Raw genomic sequence first — 16,762 nt, forward strand, 5'->3', positions numbered from 1 at the left:
CCCCCCACCGGACGGGTCACCTCCCCGTCCGGTGGGAGGGACGCGCCGGGTGACGGCCGCGGCGGAGTCAGACCGCGCGGTGATACTGGTCGGGCCAGCGGGCGGCGGAGCCGAGCTCGCGGGCGGCGAGGTTCGGCCAGTACGGGGTGCGGAGCAGTTCCCGGCCGAGCAGGACCGCGTCGGCCTGACCGGAGGCGATGATCTCCTCGGCCTGCCGGGGCCTGGTGATCTCACCGACCGCGCCCACCCGCAGGTCGGTCTCGGCCTTCACCCTGGCCGCGTACGGCACCTGGTAGCCGGGCCCGGTGGGGATGCGCACCCCGGCGACGTTGCCGCCGGTCGAGGTGTCGAGCAGGTCGACGCCGTGGGCCAGCAGGTCCTTGGCGAAGCGGACGGTGTCGTCGGCGCCCCAGCCCTCGCGGTCGTCCGCGGGGTTCTCGGCCAGCCAGTCGGTGGCCGAGACGCGGAAGAAGAGGGGAAGCTCGTCGGGCCAGACCTCGCGCACCGCGTCGACGACCCGGAGCGCGAAGCGGGTGCGGTTCTCGTACGAGCCGCCGTACGCGTCGGTGCGGTGGTTGCTGACAGGCGACAGGAACTCGGCGATCAGGTAGCCGTGCGCGCCGTGGATCTCGGCCACCTGGAAGCCCGCGGCCAGCGCCCGGCGCGCCGCGGCGGCGAAGTCGCCCACGATCCTGTCGATGTCGCCGGCGTCCAGCTCCGTGGGGGTGGGGTGACGTTCGTCGAAGGGGATCGGGCTCGGCCCGACCGGCTGCCAGCCGTGCTCGCCGGGTCCGGTGGGCGCGCCGCCTCGCCAGGGACTGCGGGTGGAGGCCTTGCGTCCCGCGTGCGCGAGCTGGATGCCGGGCACGGCGCCGTGCTCCCGCAGGAAACGGGCGACACGGGTGAACGCCTGCTGCTGGCGGTCGTTCCAGAGTCCGAGGTCGGCCGGGCTGATGCGGCCCTCCGGCGCCACCGCGGTGGCCTCGGTCAGGATGAGCCCGGCACCGCCCACCGCGCGGGCGGCGAGGTGGGACAGGTGCCAGTCGGTCGGCACCCCCTGCTCCGGCCCCTCGACCGCCGCGGAGTACTGGCACATCGGAGCCATCCAGATCCGGTTGGGAATGGTGAGGGACCTCAGGGTCAGGGGCTCGAACAGGGCGCTCACGGTCGTACTCCTTCTGGAGAGGGTCTTTGGGGCGGCGCCCCGGCTTGACGCTAATACGATAATCTACGTACTACGACAGATGTCAAACTACGACTGCTCTCGTACAATCGAGCCACCCAAGGGAGGGAATCACCGTGTCGACCTCGTCCGTCAGGGCTCTGGAACACCCCGCGCGCGAGGACATCCGTCTGGAGGGCGTGCTGCACGCGCTGTCCGACCCGATGCGCCTTCAGATCGTGCGTTTCCTGTGGCAACTGGGCGAGGACGGGGAGGCCCCCTGCTCGGCGATCGATCTGGCGATCACCAAGTCGACCACCACCCACCACTTCCGGGTGCTGCGCGAGGCCGGGGTGATCAACCAGGCCTATCGGGGCACGGCCAAGATGAACGCGCTGCGCCGACGTGACCTCGACGTGCTCTTTCCCGGGCTTCTCGGCGCCATCCAGAGTGCCGACGCGATCCAGCGCGAGCGCGACGGCCACGACGGCTGACCGTCGTCGCGCGGCGACCGGCCCCGGCGTGATCCGGCCTCGGACCGCACGGTTCCGGCCGCCGATCCGGAGTCGAGCCGAGCGGCTCGGGCACGATCCGGTGGGTCAGGACGCCCCCCGTCGGCCGGTTCCGGCGGGGCCGGCCGGATCTGTAGGGTCGCGAGACGCAGTACGGTCCTGTCATGTGCCGGAGCATCAAGACCCTTCGTGAGCCCTACGCCAGCGACGTGACCGACGACGACGTGCGAGCCGCCGCGCTCCAGTACGTCCGCAAGGTGTCGGGCTTCCGCTCCCCGTCGACGCGCAACGCGGAGGCCTTCGAGCGGGCCGTCGAGGCGGTGGCCGCCGCGACCCAGACCCTGCTCGACGACCTCAGGCTGAGGCACGTCTCCCGGGACTGACCGCGGACGAGCGGACCTGCCCCTTCGCCGTGATCCGGCCGCCGAGGTCGCGGACGGAGACCTCGTGGCCGGAAGCGGTCACGACGCCCCGTGCCACCAGGCCCTGATGGTCGAACAACGGCGCCACCAGGCGGTAGTCGATCGCCGTGGCGAGCACGCCCTTTCCTCGCACGCACTCCGCCATGGCCAGTGCCTGCAGCGGACCGTGGGTCACCAGCCCCGGGTAGCCTTCGACGTCGCGGGCGTAGTCACGGTCGTAGTGGATGCGGTGCGCGTTGTAGGTCAACGCCGAGAACCGGAACAGCAGCACCGGGTCCACGGGCAGCGGCCACTCGTCCTCTTCGACCGCCACCGGTGTGAACATGCCCGCTTCGGCACGCGAGCCGGTGGCGACGGCGTCGCGATAGACGTCGCGATAGACGATGTCCTGTTCCTCGACGACCTTGACCTCGCCACCCTGGCGTACGGTGTGGCGCACGACGACGAAGGTCAGCGGCCCCGTGCGTCCTTCCTTCTCGGTCAGTGACACGACCTCGGTGCGTCGCGTCGCAGCACGCCCCACGACGAGCGGGCCGAACAGCCTGACCCGGCCGCCGGCCGCCATCCGGTGCCGTCCCGGCGCGGGTGGCGCGGGGATCACACCGCGGACCGGATGACCGTCGGCTCCAAGGTCGACCTGGCGCGGCCGCTCCAGCAGGTAGACCCAGTGCCACAACAGGGGCAGCCCCTCGCTCTCCAGATCCGGCAGGTCGACGCCGAGGAGCCGGGCGAGCGCGACGGCGGGCTCCGGCTGGAGCGCCTCGGTGCGCTCGACGACCTCCGCCTCGACGACCTCCGTCTCGATGCCCTCCGTCTCGATGCCCCCTGCCTCGGTCATTCGGCGGCCTCCTCGTGTCGCGGGCCGTGATCGGCCCGGATGCCCTCGTCGTGCCCGCCCGGATGTGGCACGACCCCCGTCACCGGCTCCCGGCCGGCGGCGGACGCGTGCGGCGTCTCTCTCACGCCCCCGGTCCGGCCGTCGTCCGGTGGCCGGCCCGCGCCATTATCCGGCGGGCTCGCTCCAGGACCGGCCTGTCGACCATCTGGCCGTTGCTGGTGAAAACCTCGCCCCCGGGCGCCTCGGCGAGCACCGCCCTCGCCCACTCCAGATCCGCGTGGTCGGGAGCGAAGGCCGCGTTGACGGGTTCGACCTGAGCGGGGTGGACGCACAGCTTTCCCCCGAAGCCGAGCCCCCTGGCGCGGGCCGCGGCCGTCCTGACCGCGGCGGTATCCCGGAGTTCGACGGTGACGCCGTCGATCGGGGCCGGCAGGGACGCCGCGCGGGAGGCCACGACGAGTGCGCAACGGGCGAACAGCAGGGCCTCGTCGGTATGCTCGGCGCCGATGTCGAGCGCGAAGTCGATCGATCCGAACGCCAGCGCGGTCACCGCGGGGAAGGCGGCGATGACTCCCGCCTCCTGAACTCCCAGCGCGCTCTCCACCAGGGCGACGATCCCGGCCTCGGCCGGCAGCCATCGGGCGACCCTGCGCAGGACGGCCGGTCCTTCCGTCTTGGGCACCATCACTCCGCGCAACCCCCGGCAGGAGGCCAGCGCCGCGAGATCGGCCTCGTGCCACCGGGTGTTCGCCGCGTTGACACGCACCCAGGCCGTCGCACCGCCGGCCAGCCAGGCCACGACCTCGTCGCGAGCGGACTCCTTGTCCTCGGGGGCGACCGCGTCCTCAAGGTCGACGACGACCTCGCCGGCACCGGCGCGGGCGGCCTTGTCGAACCGATCCGGCCGGCTGCCGGGGACGAACAGCCAGGACGCCGCGACCGGGGCCGTCACGGCCGCACCCGGTGGCGCCGGACCAGCTCCCGCGCGATCACGTTGCGCTGGATCTCGTTGGTGCCCTCACCGATGATCATCAGTGGGGCGTCACGGAAGTACCGTTCGACGTCGAACTCGGTCGAGTAGCCGTATCCGCCGTGGATGCGCACAGCGTCCAGAGCGATCTTCATCGCCGTCTCCGAGGCGAACAGTTTCGCCATGCCCGCCTCCAGGTCGGCTCGCTCACCCGAGTCGTAGCGGCGCGCGGCGTACTGGACGAGCTGGCGGGCGGCCGTCAGCTGGGTCGCCATGTCCGCGAGGTAGTTGCCGATCGACTGGTGCCTCCAGATCGGCTGCCCGAAGCTCTCACGCTCCTGGCTGTAGCGCAGGGCGTCCTCCAACGCCGCGGCGCCGACACCGACCGCTCGCGCGGCCACCTGGATGCGCCCGATCTCCAGGCCGCGCATCATCTGCGCGAAGCCGTGGCCCTCCGCGTCGCCGAGCAGCGCGGAGCGGGGCACGTGGAAGTCGTCGAAGGACAGCTCGCAGCTCTCGACCCCCTTGTAGCCGAGCTTCGGAAGGTCGCGTGACACCTCGAAGCCGGGCCCCTTCTCGACCAGCAGGATGCTGATGCCGCGGTGCGCGGGGGAGGCCGTGGGGTCGGTGAGACACAGCAGGGCGATCAGCTGGGACCGCCGCGCGTTCGTGATCCACGTCTTGGACCCGTTGAGCACGTACTCGTCGCCCTGCCTGCGTGCCACGGTGCGCATGGCCTGCAGGTCGGACCCTCCGCCGGGCTCGGTGAGCGCCATCGTCGCCCGGATCTCGCCGACGGCCATCTTCGGCAGGTAGTGGTCCTTCTGCTCCTGGGTTCCGTAGGCGAGGAGAAGCTTCGCGACCACGCTGTGCCCGCCCATCGCGCCGGCCAGGCTCATCCAACCGCGCGCGAGCTCCTCGGTCACCGCGGCGTAGCAGCGCGCGGAGACGCCGGCGTCGTTCCACGGCTCGGGGATCGCGAGGCCGTAGATGCCCATCCGCTTCATCTGCTCGATGAGCGCCTCGGGATAGGTGTCGGTGTGCTCCAGCTCCCGCACGACGGGTTTGACCTCGTGGTCGACCCATTCCCGCACCAGGGCGACGATCGCCGCTTCATCCGCGCTGAGTTCGCACATGGGAAGCCCTCCCGGGCGTGATGGTCAGGAACGGGGACACACGGTGCGCTTGGCCGCCAGGCCATCTTATTTTGCGATGTCACATCCTGTGAAATGCTGATATGTGATGACCTCACTCGTTTCGCGCATGACCACGTAAAGGACCCGATGGACCTCAAGCAGCTCACGGCGCTCGTCACCGTCAGCGACGTCGGCAGTGTCACCAAGGCGGCCCGCCTGCTCCGCGTCGTGCAGCCCGCGGTCAGCCGGCACATCCGCTCGCTGGAGGAGGAGATCGGTGTCCGGCTCTTCGAGCGCACCAGCCAGGGCATGACGCTCACTCCCGCGGGTGAGATCCTGACCGAGCGCGCGCGCCGGGCGCTCCTCGAACTGGAGCGGGCACGGGCCGAGATCCGGCCCGATCGCGGGCAGGTCCAGGGGATCGTCACGATCGGGCTGCTGGAGAGCACCGTCGAGATCCTCGCGGCTCCTCTGATGGAGTCGGTCGCACGGCGGCACCCGGGCATCGATCTGCGCCTGCTCAGCGCCTTCTCCGGCCACCTGCAGCAGTGGCTGGACGACGGCGCCGTGGACATGACCCTGCTGTACAACCTCGCGTCGACACCGTCGATCTCCGTCACACCGCTGCTGCACGAGTCGCTGTGGGCGGTCGCGCCGCCCGGCGCGGCTCTCGGCGACGCCGGCTCGCTGACCTGGGACCACGTGACGAGACAGCCACTCGTACTGCCCGTGGCCGGGCACGGACTGCGGACCCTCATCGACGAGGCGCTCGGCACCGCCGGCGTCGAGCCCACGGTGGCGTGCCAGACCAACTCGATGCTGCTGCAGAAGAAGCTGGTGTCGTCGGGAACCGGCTGGAGCGTCCTGCCCGCCGCGGGCGTCGCCGAGGACGTGGCGACCGGGCGGCTGAGCGGCGGCCCGCTGACCGATCCCGAGGTGTCCCGCACCGTTGTCCTCGCTCTGCAGCGGGGCGGCCGGATACCGGCCGCCGTCGAGGTCGTCGCGACCGAGGTCTTCCGGGTGACGCGCCGGTTGGTCGAGAACGGGGCGTGGCCGACGGCGCGTGCCGTCGAACGGCGGGACTGACATCGGCCCGCGTGGTCTCGGAGAACCCGCACCCGCCTCGCGACCGGCCGGAGGGTCCGCCGTCGAGCGCGGTGAGAACCGGCGGGGAAGGACATGCACCCGCGCCGCGAACTCCGTTCGCCGCAGGCGGATTCTGTCGGTCCTCGGTGCCAAGATCTTCCCGATCTGTCAGCCGAAGAGAATCGGACCCCCGTGAGCGACTACGACTGGATCGACGACGACGCGTTCTGCGTGACCTTTGTCCGCGGTCTCACCCCGCGCGAGGCCCTCGCCCGCTTCCCCACCGAGGTGCTCGACGGTGACGACGAGGAGGGGGACTACGAGGAGGGTCTCGTCTCCGCCCGCCCCGCCGAGGGCGGGGCCATCCTCAGTGAGTGGAACGGCTTCGCGGGGACGCTGCCGGAGATCCTGTCCCGGCTCTCCTCGGGAACGGTGACGGCGAGCGTCTTCCGCAACGTCAACATGGTCGCGAGCTTCGTCCACTACGCCGACGGGCAGGAGGTGCTCACCTTCGACTGGCTGTTCCCCGACGACGACGCCTCAGGCGCATACCTCGCCGAGCGGACCGAGCTCGGCCTGGCGGGCGAGGACGCCGAGGGGGATCTTCCGCAGGCGCTGAAACTGGCCGAGCGCATCACCGGCGTGCGGGCGAACGGTTCCAGCGAGACCGTGGCGGCCCACTGCGTGTTCGAGCACTACTGATCCGCCGGGATCCGCACCACGGCCCGCCCTCGGCCGGGAAAGGGCCGGGGACGGGCCGCGGTCAGTCGCGTGCGTTCGAGGAGTGGAAGAGCCGGCTCGCGAACACGACCACCACCCCCACCAGTCCGATGATCAGAGCCCACTTGAGGAGCGTGAAGAGGAAGCCCAGCACCGAGCCCAGCAGGAGGAAGCCGATCACCACGGCCGCCACGATCAGAAGAATTCGTCCCATGCACCCCACGCTAGGCCCCTGCCCGGCCCGGCGGCAGGCCTGGGCCCCGATCTCAGGGACAAGCCGGGGTTTCCCCTCATGCCCGTCCCCTCGCCCGGGTGCCGCAGGCCACGCGAAGGGTCCGCGTTCCCTGACCGGGCCGGGGATCAGCGGAGGGCGGCGCTCCCGCCGACGAGCGGGAGGACGACCGAGCTGGATCCGGGCTCGACCGAGACGCCGGTCCCCGGGGGCAGGCGCAGGGTGAAGTCACGGTCGGTGGACAGGAGCACGACGCCGATCCGGTGGCCGGCCTTGACGACGTAGTCGTTCGGCTGCAGGTCGAAGCGGAAGTCGTAGAAGTGCCCCTCGCGCAGAAGCTCGGTCTTCGAGGCGGAGTGGCGGTTGCGGACGTCGAGCCAGCCCCTTGTGATGATCTTGTAGGGGGCGGTCACCGTGATGTGCTCGGCCAGCCGGGTGCAGCCGGTGTCGCCGGGCACGCCCTGGCCGTAGCAGACCTGGGTGTCGCCGTAGACGACGCCGCCGTACGCGCGGGTGTCGGTGCCGTAGTCGACGAGCAGCGCCGTCAGGTACGGCGAGCGCCCGCCCTTGAAGGCGGCGCGCACCGAGACCTCCGGGGTGCCCGACAGGCGCGCGTCGCGGGCCAGGGTGCCCGAGACGTAGGCCAGCCGGTTGGGATCCGTGGCCTCGGCGTTCTCGGCGAGCTGCTCGGCGGTACGGGCGCTCTGGTCGACGAACGTCTCGACGGTGCGGCGGTCCCGGGGGCGGTCGGCGCTCAGGGTGCCGTTACGGCCGTCCTTGCCGGCGGCGAGGTGGAGCCGCGCGTCGCGGGTGCCGGGCAGCGGCCACGAGGCGTGCTGCGCCCACTGTCCCGGACCCGACTCCACGTCGGCCTGCGGCTCGTCCATGATGCCGTTGCGCAGACCGTACAGGTGGAAGTCGAACCAGCGGTGGAGCTGGCGCAGCCACTCGGCGTTGCGTCCGGCGAAGGAGAACGGGTTGAAGTGCGCGCCCTGGTGGAGCCAGATCTTGCGGGGCACGTTCCGCTTGGCGAGGGCGTCCCACCACTGGACGGCCTGCTTGGTCTTGACGTTCCAGTCGTTGAGGCCGTGCACCAGGAAGACCGCGGCGCGGACCTTGCGCACGTCGTTGAGGTAGTTGCGCCGGTCCCAGAAACCGGAGTAGTCGCCGGTGACCCGGTCCTGGTCCTGCTCGATGCGGTCCATCAGCGCGCCACAGGTCTGCGTGGCGTTCTCGCGGGTCAGCACGTAGCGGGCGAGCACGTCGGCGTCCTCGCCCTGGTAGCCGCCGGGGGCGAGCACCCCGCCGTTGGCTCGGTAGTAGTCGTACCAGGAGGAGATGGCCGCGATCGGCACGATCGCCTTGAGCCCCTTGACCCCGGTCGCGGCGACGGCGTTGGGCAGCGTGCCGTTGTAGGAGACGCCGATCATGCCGACGTTCCCGGTGGACCAGTCGGCCCTGATCTCGTTCCCTGCCGCGTCGAACCCCCGGGCGCGGCCGTTGAGCCAGTCGATCGCGGCCTTGGGGCCCGCGGTCTCGTTGTCCAGGCCGGTCGTGGGGCAGCCGGTCGCCCGTCCCGAGCCGAGGTTCTCCACCAGCGCGATCGCGTAACCGCGCGGCACGAAGTAGTTGTCGTAGTAACCGCGGAAGGGCGGCGCGACCGCCCGGTTCACGTCGAGACCGTCGATGCCGAACATCTCGTCGCGCAGGTCCTGGAACTTGTTGCGCCGGTACTCCATGCCCGCGGGGTCGGAGCCGTCCAGGTCGACGACGTGGTTGGGCACGTCGTTGCCGCCCGCGTAGTAGGGGCTCGCCTCCATGATGACCGGGACCTTCAGCCCCGAGGCGGTCTCCTTGGGCCGCATGATGTCGACGGCGACCCGGTCCGGGCGGCCGTCGGCGTCGCTGTCGACCCCGGCGACCTCGACGAACACGGTCTCGGTGAGCGCGTCGGCGCGCGAGTAGACCGGCTTGGTCTCGCCGTCCTGGATAGGGGAGGCCGCGGATCGCGCGGCGGCGGCGGGCAACACGTCGGTAGGCAGCACGCCGGCGGGTAGCACGGCGGGCAGTACGCCGCTTGGCAGGGTGACCGCCAGCGCGACGATGGCCGTTTTCCATCTGTTCATCGAGGAAAGCTCCCAGAGGGTCGCTGAAAAACTGACAACTCCGGTCAATCTCCTGCGAAGCAATCTTGACCTGCAAGATCGAAGATATAACGAATAAGCGGCTATCTCGCGTTACGCGCGAGTTCCAGCGCGTATTCGGGGAACCAGTCGCCGGCGCGGGGCTCCCCCCGGTGGCACTCGCCGTCCGACTCGCCGGGCCGCTTGATCCACAGGAAGGCGTCCACCCGCTCGTGGCCGGTCTCGGTGGTCGGTTCCGCGCCGAGCGCGCGGCCCTTGGGGTTGCACCACGCGTCGTCGCCCTGCGCGTCGCGGACGGGGCCGTTGCCGTTGCGGGAGGTGTCGATGACGTAGCGGGCCCCGTCGACCGCGTCCGAGAGCCGTCCCGCGACGGCGACGCTCTCCTCGACGGTGAAGAAGTTGCTGACGTTGAAGGCGAAGCCGTCCGCCTGGGGCACCCCCGCCCTGCGCATGGGTTCGGCCCACTCGCCCGGGTTCTTGATCCAGCCGGCGTTCCCCGCGTCGAGGTAGACCTTGGCCGCGGACTGTTTCTTCAACGTCTCCACCGCGCCGCGCAGCAGGTCGAGGCGCTCGCCCGCCTGACCGCCCTGGGTACAGTTGTCCAGGATGTGGGCGAGCGCGTCGGGTTCGACGACGACCAGCGCGGGCCGGTCGCCGATGCCCTCGGCGAACCGGCCGATCCAGGAGCGGTACTCCTCCGCGTCGGAGGCGCCGCCCGCGGAGAACTGGCCGCAGTCGCGGTTGGGGATGTGGTACGCCACCAGGACGGGAATCCGGCCCGCCTGCCGGGCCTTGGTGGTGATGGAGGCGACCCTGTCCTTCGGGTCCTGGTCACCGATCCAGATCGCGTTGGGCCGCTCGGCGATCTTACGGATCAGCCCGGCCTCCTCGGTCCTGCCTTCCCCCTCGAGTTTGCGGACCTCCTGGGCCGCGGCGCCGTCGGGGTCGACGTAGAACCCGCCCGCGGGGCCCGAGGGAGTGCCCCCGGAGGTGGCGTTCCCCGAGGCCGCGTTCCCGGAGGTGGTGGGCGGCGCGGGATCGCCGGTACAGGCCCCCGTCGCGAGAGCGAGAGCCAGCGCGGCCGCGAGGCCGTACCTGTTCATCGAATACCTCCGGCGTGGGGACCCCGGGCCGACCCCGGGGAACAGAAGTGGGAGGGCGCCGTACACCAACGGAGGGCTGCGGGGATCATGTCAGCCCTCTCCTCGGATGTGGACCCAGCGTGCCGGGGACGGCGTTCCCCGTTCGGTGACTCCGAACAGCATGTACCACCCTGGGGGCACCAGGGCTGGATTGGAGGGGATCTCGGCGATTATCCCGGTAGGCACCCGGGTGAACTCCAACTTGATCGAGCGTTGCTCCACATCGGTGACGTGGGTGACGGCGCTCGGGCGCATCAGCCGCACCTGGTGGATGCGTGCGGCGTCGGGAGTCTGGAAACCGGCCCTGCGCCCCAGGGACACGCTCTCGCGCCCGCCGGTGAACACCGGCGCCTTCTCGCCGTTGTGCAGGTAGGTCGGCGTGTAGATCTCGATGCGCTGGTCGAAGGTGCCGGGCAGGGAGCCCGCCTTGTCGCCGAAGAGCGGGTCGGAGCCCATGCCGAGCACCCGTCCGTCGGGCAGCAGGAGTCCTTCGGCGTGGTAGTTGCGGCCGACGGCGGGCGCCGCGGCCTCGTGGAAGCTGTTGCTCTCCGGGCGGTAGACCTCCGCGCGCAGGACGTCACTGGCGCCGCGTCCCCGGTAGTCGCTGGAGCCGTTGAAGGAGAGCACGCTGTCGTCGGGCAGCAGCACGGCGTTCGGGTAGCGCACCGGGTCGGACAGGTCGGGGCCTCTGACGTAGCGCGGGCTCGCCTCGGTGAGGTCGACGATGGCGGTCCTGGCGGTGGCGTTGGGCAGGCCCGGCTGGCGTTCCCCGACCGGCCCCCCGCCCATCACCATGATCCGCTGGTCCTGCGCGGGCGGCAGCAGCACGGAGGCGCCGGTCTCGTTCAACTCGGGCTCGGGCAGTCCGGGGACGGGGGTGAACGCCTCCATCTCGTCGGGCGCCATGCCTCCGACGCCGCCCGGGGTCTTCACCAGACGGTCGGTGTCGCGGCGGTAGTCCCAGATTCCGGGGGGACGCAACTCGAGCTGGCCGGGGCCGTACCCGGCGCTCATACCGGTGAAGAAGAGGGTGTCGTCCTCCAGCAGGAACAGCGCGGGGTAGGTCGGGAAGAACCTCTTGGGACCGGGCCGCCAGGTCTTGGTCCTGGGGTTGTAGATCTCGTTGTCCCTGGTGACCTCCCCCACGACGTCGAGTCCGGAGACGGTCATGACCCTGCCGTCGGGCAGGTTCGTCATGGTCGGGTACCAGCGCCCCTCGGCCATGTCCTGGACCTTGGTGTAGCGCTCGGTGACGGGGTCGAACTCGTAGGCGTCCCTGATGCCCTGGAAGTCCTGCTTCTCCATCGTCATGCTGCCGCCCATGGCGTACAGGTCGCGCTTCTCCCGGCCCTTGAGTCCCTGGATCTCGTAGTTGACGGAACCGGCCGGCGCGGTGAGCAGGCCGGCCGCGCCCTCGGTGACGGCCTCGGCGAAGACCTTGGTCTCGCTGGGCCGGATCCTCACCTTCCCCGGCACTCCGGTCTCGATCTTCTTCGCGGGCGGCACGCTGATGTGGGCGGTGGTGCGGTAGACCTGACCGCCGGGGGCGGTGAGCAGCGTGCCGGGGTGGAACTGCCTGGGCTTGGCGTCGGGGTTCTCGTTCTTGAAGGTCAGGGCGCCCGCGGCCCGCTTGACCTTGGCCTTCAGCACCTCGAAGCGGCCCGTGCCGCCCGCGATGAGGAGCTTGCCGTCGGGCAGCATCGTGTGTCCCGCGCAGAAGAGGTCGACGGGGGTGTCGATCAGCTTGAACTCGTCGGGCCCGCCCGGCTTCGCCGGGTCCCACAGCACGGTCTTGAAGGTGTTCTTGTCGAAGTTGGCGGCGTTGTTCCCCGATCCGGCGACGATGAGCACCTTGCCGGTGTGCAGCAGCGCGGCGTGGATGGCGTTGACCTTGAACCTCTCGGGGACGTCGAGGAAGGTCCAGTGGCCGTGGGACGCCTTGTAGTCGTCGCGGTTGATGCTGTAGTCGCGCCACTTCTCCGTGGCGAAGCCCGCGACGGCGGGCAGGTTGATCGCGAGGACGGCGGTCACCACCGCCACCCCGACCAGGTGCTTGCGCAGGCGGCTCACGACTCGTCACCGACCGGCCGCAGGCCGCCCTTGACCGCCCGCAGGTTCCAGGCCCAGGTCACGAGCGGGCCCAGGCAGATGACCAGGGCGAGGATGGCCCACAGCGTCATGACCAGGTGGATGTGGCCGGTCCAGAAGACGGTGAGCAGCAGCCCTCCGCCGAAGATCGCCGCCCACCACAGGTGGATACGGAACGTGGCGATCTGGTCGGGGCTGGCCGAGTCGCCCTTGGGGGTGACCACGAACTTGCTGGGCCTGCGCAGCGCGGCGCCGATCAGCGAGGTGACGTAGATGGGCGCCGACAGCGCCGACATGACCATCCCCGCCACCCCGGAGGAGCCCTCCGGCTCGTGCGGGCTGACGTTGTGGCGCCGGTTCCAGGTGTAGAGCATGACCTGCAGCAGCGCCGCGTCGCCGTACAGCATGAGCCACATGTCCATCGGCACGGTCACGCCGGAGCCGCCGACGGCCATGAACAGGGTGGCGCTGAGCCCGGCGAGCAGCCAGTTGAGCGCGGACATCGGATAGAAGGTCACCATCAGGGAGTAGTTGAAGAACCGGCCGGGCGAGAGCTTCGGCGCGGCCTTCCAGAACTGGGTGAGCAGCGTCTCGTAGGTTCCCCGGCTCCAGCGCAGCTGCTGGGTGAAGAAGTCGGTCCACGAGGACGGCCCCTCCCCCACGGCCAGCACGTCGGGGGTGTAGACCGACATCCAGCGCTGCCCGGTCTGCGGGTCACGGGAGCGGTGGAACTCGATACCGGTGGCCATGTCCTCGGTGATCGAGTCGTACAGGCCGCCGATCTGCTTGAGCGCGCGGATGCGCACCGCGTTGTTGGTGCCGACGAACATCGGCGCGCCGTACAGGTTGCCCGCCCGCTGGATCAGCGAGTGGAACAGGAACTGCTGGCTCTCGGCGGCCTTGGTGACCCCGGCGTCGTAGTTGCCGTAGACCTGGGGACCGACGACGAAGGCCACCCTCGGGTCACGGAAGTAGCCGAGCATGCGCTCGCAGAACTCCGGGAGCGGTACGTGGTCGGTGTCGACCGAGACGAAGAAGTCGTAGTCGTCGCCGTGCGCGTCCAGCCAGCTGTTGTAGTTGCCGTGCTTGGTCTTGGCTCGGAACGTTCCCTTGGGCTGGTTCCACTCGGGCACGCCCTTGCGGGTGAAGTGGCGGGCGCCCAGCCAGTCACAGAGTTCGCGGATGTCGGGGTCGTCGCCCTCGTCCAGCAGCCAGACGTCGAGCACGCCGTCGTGGCGGATCTTCAGCGCGGCGGCCAGGGTCTCCCTGACCATCTCCAACGGCTCCTTGCCGGGTACGCAGGTGGTGATGAAGGCCACCCGGGTGCCGGGTTCCGGCGCGACCGGGACCGGGTCCCTCGCCGCCAGCATGGCGTGCACGTTGGAGACCACGCTGACCAGCCGGAAGACCTCGATGAAGGCGATCGCGACGAGCATGATCCGGTCGGCCACCGGCAGATACCAGGGGATCGTGCCATAGGGGTCGGGGCGGACGGTCCAGTGGTCGGGCAGCAGCAGCCAGACCATCAGGGTGAACTCCACGAGAAGGGCCGCGACCATCAGCAGCACCGCCCGCACCCGGTGCGGCTCGGTGGCCAGCAGGGAGCGGTAGCTCACGCGGTAGGGCACCCCGGGTTCCGGCTCGGTCACGGGCCCGGCCAGCCTGCTGAACTTTCCGTAGTCGTAGCCGGCGGTTTTCGCGGGAGCGCTCATCGATCCGGCGACCTCGGAGGACACGAAAGCAGGCCAAACACTGTGTTCCCCCAGGTAGATCGCGTAGGCCGCCCCCCGTCAAGGTAGGGTCACCCGCGGCCCGCGTGGTGATAAATCGTCACACATCATATTCGGATCGGTAAGCAAGATCTGCCCAACCCGGAGATGTGCGGAACATTTCACGCGGCTCTCTAGTTTAAGTTTCAACAAACGGGATGAGAGGACCACCAGACATGAACGTCGACATCCGCAGGTCCGACGAGCGCTACGCCACCAAGATCCCGTGGCTGGACTCGAAGCACTCCTTCTCCTTCGGCCGCCACCAGGACCTTTCCAACACCCACCACGGTGTGCTGCTCGTCAACAACGACGACATCGTCAAGCCGGGCACCGGCTTCGACACCCACCCCCACCGGGACATGGAGATCGTCACCTGGGTGATGCGCGGATCCCTCGTCCACCAGGACTCCGAGGGCCACTCCGGGGTGATCTATCCGGGACTGGCCCAGCGGATGAGCGCGGGGACGGGCATCCTCCACTCGGAGAAGAACGACTCGTGGCGACTCCAGGGCGAGCAGCACACCGACCCGGTGCACTTCGTCCAGATGTGGGTGGTTCCCGACGAGGGTGGACTCGCCCCCGGGTACGAGCAGCTGGAGATCGACTCCGAACTGCTCGGCGGCGCCCTGGTGCCGGTCGCGTCCGGCATGGCCAGAGACGAGGGCCGCAGCGCCATCCGGATCAACAACAGGTACGCCGCGCTGCACGTGGCCAGGCTCCAGCCGGGCCAGAGCGTGCAACTGCCCGAGGCGCCGTTCCTGCACCTGTTCGTCCCGCGCGGCACCGTCGACCTGGAGGGGGCCGGGCACCTCGCCGAGGGCGACGCCGTCCGCTTCACCGCCACCGGCGGCCAGCGCGTCACCGCGACCGACCCGGCCGAGATCCTGGTCTGGGAGATGCACGCCGCCCTCGCCGCCTGACGGCGAGATCCGGCCCGCCACCGGGCGGCCTGGGACTTCGGCGGGATCCGTCCCGCCGAGCCCTGGATCGAAGGCCGCTCCCTCGCGCCCACCGGCAGGACCGGAGACGCCCCAGGGGACATTGAGCCATGATTACCAACAAGGCTAGCCTTACCTCATGACTTCCCTCGACACCGGTGAGACCGGCGAGACCGGCCAGATCGTCACGGTCACCTCAGAAGAAGAGCTGCGCCGGATCGCCGGGGAGGCCACGGACGTCGTCCTGCGCAAGGACATCGGCCACCTCGACGAACACGCCCGCGACTTCATCGCCGCCTCACCGTTCGTCCTGCTCGCGACCTCGGCCCCCGACGGCACCTGTGACGTCTCCCCGCGCGGCGAGGAGCCGGGCGGCGTCCTCGTCCTCGACGACCACACGCTGGTGATCCCCGACCGGCCCGGCAACCGCCGGGTCGACAGCCTGCGCAACATCGTCGCCAACCCGAACGTCGGCCTGCTGTTCGTGGTGCCCGGCACCGAGGAGACCCTGCGCGTCAACGGGCGGGCACAGGTGGTCAGCCAGGCCCCGTACATGGAGCGCCTGCGCGTGAAGGGCAGGCTCCCCACGCTGGCGGTGAGCGTCGAGGTGCGCGAGTGCTTCTTCCACTGCTCCAAGGCCTTCCGGCGCTCGGCGCTCTGGCAGCCGGAGCGGTGGCCGGAGCGCGAGTCGCTGCCCACACTCGGCCGGATCCTCAAGGACCAGCTGAACCTGGAGTGGTCGGCCAAGCTGATCGACGACGACCTGAGGGCCGACGCCCGCGAGAACCTGTACTGACGGTGAGGATGTCGGTCAACGTCTCCCGGTGAGGTCCCGGCCGGCCGCCTTCCTCCCCGTCCCGCGGGCGAAAACCTGTACCCGAGCCGGGAGCGGCCCTGACAGGCTGTGCGGATGGATGCACGGTACGTCCCGGATCACCTGGTCTTGTCGGTGGTGGTCGGCTCGCGAGCGTACGGGCTGGAGACCGAGGAGTCGGACATCGACCGGCGTGGAGTCTTCGTGGCGCCGACCCGGCTGTTCTGGCGGCTGACCAAGCCGCCCACGCACGTCGAAGGGCCGCTGCCCGAGCAGTTCTCGTGGGAGGTCGAGCGGTTCTGCGCTCTCGCGCTGGAGGCCAACCCGACGATCCTGGAGTGCCTGTGGTCGCCGATGGTCGAGCGCACCACCCCGGCGGGCGAGGAACTGCTCGCCATCCGGGACGCCTTCCTGTCCGAACGCGCCAACCGGACCTTCGTGGGATACGCCGACGCCCAGTTCCGCCGCCTGGACCCCGGGCGTCCCAGGTGGAAGCAGGCGATGCACATGATCCGCCTGCTGCTCAGCGGCCTGCACCTGGCCCGCCACGGCGAGCCGCTGGTGCGGATGGACGCCCACCGCGACCGGCTGCTCGCCGTACGCAGAGGAGAGCTCCCCTGGCAGGAGGTCGAACGCTGGCGCTCCGAGCTGACGGCGAGATTTCGCGGCGGTGGCGTGCTGCCCGCCGAACCCGACCGGCGGCGCGTGGAGGACTACCTGGCACGCACCAGGCAGGCCGCGCTGTGACGGGTCGTCCCGCCCTGGCGACCGGCCGAGATTCCCGCT

Annotated in this window: 16 protein-coding genes; 7 read left to right on the forward strand and 9 right to left on the reverse strand. The window is 70.4% G+C overall.

Going from position 1 to position 16,762, the window contains the following annotated elements:
* Positions 1–67: 67 nt before the first annotated feature.
* Complete coding sequence (locus ACFY3V_RS37900; protein ID WP_362906458.1) at positions 68–1,165, reverse strand: NADH:flavin oxidoreductase/NADH oxidase; 1,098 nt, start codon at positions 1,163–1,165, stop codon at positions 68–70.
* A 134-nt stretch (positions 1,166–1,299) separates the two neighbouring features.
* On the opposite strand from ACFY3V_RS37900, the gene ACFY3V_RS37905 reads away from it, so the two are divergent.
* Both ACFY3V_RS37905 and ACFY3V_RS37910 read left to right on the forward strand, forming a co-directional pair.
* On the forward strand, positions 1,300–1,656 hold the full coding sequence (locus tag ACFY3V_RS37905; RefSeq protein WP_362906460.1) for a helix-turn-helix transcriptional regulator: 357 nt from the start codon (positions 1,300–1,302) through the stop codon (positions 1,654–1,656).
* A gap of 182 nt (positions 1,657–1,838) precedes the next feature.
* Positions 1,839–2,057, forward strand: a complete 219-nt coding sequence (locus ACFY3V_RS37910) for a DUF2277 domain-containing protein (protein ID WP_350948434.1) — start codon at positions 1,839–1,841, stop codon at positions 2,055–2,057.
* Here ACFY3V_RS37910 and ACFY3V_RS37915 read toward each other — a convergent pair.
* The 3 genes from ACFY3V_RS37915 to ACFY3V_RS37925 form a co-directional block, all read right to left on the reverse strand.
* Positions 2,029–2,934, reverse strand: coding sequence for a MaoC family dehydratase N-terminal domain-containing protein (locus ACFY3V_RS37915; protein ID WP_389780133.1), 906 nt, complete (start codon positions 2,932–2,934; stop codon positions 2,029–2,031). The genes ACFY3V_RS37910 and ACFY3V_RS37915 overlap by 29 nt on opposite strands.
* A 121-nt stretch (positions 2,935–3,055) precedes the next feature.
* Positions 3,056–3,886 (reverse strand): CoA ester lyase, encoded by an 831-nt coding sequence (locus tag ACFY3V_RS37920; protein WP_362906464.1) that lies wholly within the window; start codon positions 3,884–3,886, stop codon positions 3,056–3,058.
* Entirely contained in the window at positions 3,883–5,040 is a 1,158-nt protein-coding gene (locus tag ACFY3V_RS37925) for an acyl-CoA dehydrogenase family protein (RefSeq protein WP_362906466.1), read from the reverse strand. The genes ACFY3V_RS37920 and ACFY3V_RS37925 overlap by 4 nt, the downstream gene beginning before the upstream one ends.
* Before the next feature lie 147 nt (positions 5,041–5,187).
* Between ACFY3V_RS37925 and ACFY3V_RS37930 the strand changes: the two genes are divergently transcribed.
* Both ACFY3V_RS37930 and ACFY3V_RS37935 read left to right on the forward strand, forming a co-directional pair.
* The gene (locus tag ACFY3V_RS37930; protein ID WP_362906468.1) at positions 5,188–6,126 is read left to right on the forward strand and encodes a LysR family transcriptional regulator; all 939 of its coding nucleotides are present in this window, start codon (positions 5,188–5,190) and stop codon (positions 6,124–6,126) included.
* Between the two features lie 192 nt (positions 6,127–6,318).
* Positions 6,319–6,828, forward strand: a complete 510-nt coding sequence (locus ACFY3V_RS37935) for a DUF6461 domain-containing protein (RefSeq protein WP_362906470.1) — start codon at positions 6,319–6,321, stop codon at positions 6,826–6,828.
* Positions 6,829–6,889: 61 nt separating this feature from the next.
* Here ACFY3V_RS37935 and ACFY3V_RS37940 read toward each other — a convergent pair whose 3' ends face one another.
* The 5 genes from ACFY3V_RS37940 to ACFY3V_RS37960 all read right to left on the reverse strand — a co-directional run bounded on the left by ACFY3V_RS37940 (position 6,890) and on the right by ACFY3V_RS37960 (position 14,164).
* On the reverse strand, positions 6,890–7,060 hold the full coding sequence (locus ACFY3V_RS37940) for a hypothetical protein (RefSeq protein WP_362906472.1): 171 nt from the start codon (positions 7,058–7,060) through the stop codon (positions 6,890–6,892).
* Positions 7,061–7,206: 146 nt separating this feature from the next.
* A complete protein-coding gene (locus ACFY3V_RS37945; protein WP_362906474.1) occupies positions 7,207–9,204 on the reverse strand; it encodes a Xaa-Pro dipeptidyl-peptidase in 1,998 nt (665 codons plus the stop codon).
* 101 nt (positions 9,205–9,305) lie between these two features.
* A complete protein-coding gene (locus ACFY3V_RS37950) occupies positions 9,306–10,325 on the reverse strand; it encodes a glycoside hydrolase family 6 protein (protein ID WP_389780137.1) in 1,020 nt (339 codons plus the stop codon).
* 90 nt (positions 10,326–10,415) lie between these two features.
* Positions 10,416–12,434, reverse strand: a complete 2,019-nt coding sequence (locus tag ACFY3V_RS37955) for a galactose oxidase-like domain-containing protein (RefSeq protein WP_389780139.1) — start codon at positions 12,432–12,434, stop codon at positions 10,416–10,418.
* On the reverse strand, positions 12,431–14,164 hold the full coding sequence (locus tag ACFY3V_RS37960; RefSeq protein ID WP_389780141.1) for a glycosyltransferase family 2 protein: 1,734 nt from the start codon (positions 14,162–14,164) through the stop codon (positions 12,431–12,433). The genes ACFY3V_RS37955 and ACFY3V_RS37960 overlap by 4 nt, the downstream gene beginning before the upstream one ends.
* Positions 14,165–14,397: 233 nt before the next feature.
* Here ACFY3V_RS37960 and ACFY3V_RS37965 point away from each other — a divergent pair, with 233 nt between their 5' ends.
* The 3 genes from ACFY3V_RS37965 to ACFY3V_RS37975 all read left to right on the forward strand — a co-directional run bounded on the left by ACFY3V_RS37965 (position 14,398) and on the right by ACFY3V_RS37975 (position 16,723).
* A complete protein-coding gene (locus ACFY3V_RS37965; protein ID WP_362906482.1) occupies positions 14,398–15,144 on the forward strand; it encodes a pirin family protein in 747 nt (248 codons plus the stop codon).
* Between the two features lie 157 nt (positions 15,145–15,301).
* A complete protein-coding gene (locus ACFY3V_RS37970; RefSeq protein ID WP_389780143.1) occupies positions 15,302–15,958 on the forward strand; it encodes a pyridoxamine 5'-phosphate oxidase family protein in 657 nt (218 codons plus the stop codon).
* A gap of 114 nt (positions 15,959–16,072) precedes the next feature.
* A complete protein-coding gene (locus ACFY3V_RS37975) occupies positions 16,073–16,723 on the forward strand; it encodes a DNA polymerase beta superfamily protein (protein ID WP_389780145.1) in 651 nt (216 codons plus the stop codon).
* The last annotated feature ends 39 nt before the right edge of the window (positions 16,724–16,762 follow it).

The sequence above is a fragment of the Streptosporangium sp. NPDC000095 genome (genome assembly GCF_042899335.1).
In the GTDB taxonomy this organism is placed as follows: domain Bacteria; phylum Actinomycetota; class Actinomycetes; order Streptosporangiales; family Streptosporangiaceae; genus Streptosporangium.

What these genes read in the sequence shown, in the direction of transcription:
- ACFY3V_RS37910 (WP_350948434.1), top strand. Translation starts at nt 1,839, where the DNA reads ATGTGCCGGAGCATCAAGACCCTTCGTGAGCCCTACGCCAGCGACGTG.
- ACFY3V_RS37915 (WP_389780133.1), bottom strand. Translation starts at nt 2,934, where the DNA reads ATGACCGAGGCAGGGGGCATCGAGACGGAGGGCATCGAGACGGAGGTC.
- ACFY3V_RS37925 (WP_362906466.1), bottom strand. Translation starts at nt 5,040, where the DNA reads ATGTGCGAACTCAGCGCGGATGAAGCGGCGATCGTCGCCCTGGTGCGG.
- ACFY3V_RS37930 (WP_362906468.1), top strand. Translation starts at nt 5,188, where the DNA reads ATGGACCTCAAGCAGCTCACGGCGCTCGTCACCGTCAGCGACGTCGGC.
- ACFY3V_RS37940 (WP_362906472.1), bottom strand. Translation starts at nt 7,060, where the DNA reads ATGGGACGAATTCTTCTGATCGTGGCGGCCGTGGTGATCGGCTTCCTC.
- ACFY3V_RS37945 (WP_362906474.1), bottom strand. Translation starts at nt 9,204, where the DNA reads ATGAACAGATGGAAAACGGCCATCGTCGCGCTGGCGGTCACCCTGCCA.
- ACFY3V_RS37950 (WP_389780137.1), bottom strand. Translation starts at nt 10,325, where the DNA reads ATGAACAGGTACGGCCTCGCGGCCGCGCTGGCTCTCGCTCTCGCGACG.
- ACFY3V_RS37960 (WP_389780141.1), bottom strand. Translation starts at nt 14,164, where the DNA reads ATGAGCGCTCCCGCGAAAACCGCCGGCTACGACTACGGAAAGTTCAGC.
- ACFY3V_RS37965 (WP_362906482.1), top strand. Translation starts at nt 14,398, where the DNA reads ATGAACGTCGACATCCGCAGGTCCGACGAGCGCTACGCCACCAAGATC.
- ACFY3V_RS37970 (WP_389780143.1), top strand. Translation starts at nt 15,302, where the DNA reads ATGACTTCCCTCGACACCGGTGAGACCGGCGAGACCGGCCAGATCGTC.
- ACFY3V_RS37975 (WP_389780145.1), top strand. Translation starts at nt 16,073, where the DNA reads ATGGATGCACGGTACGTCCCGGATCACCTGGTCTTGTCGGTGGTGGTC.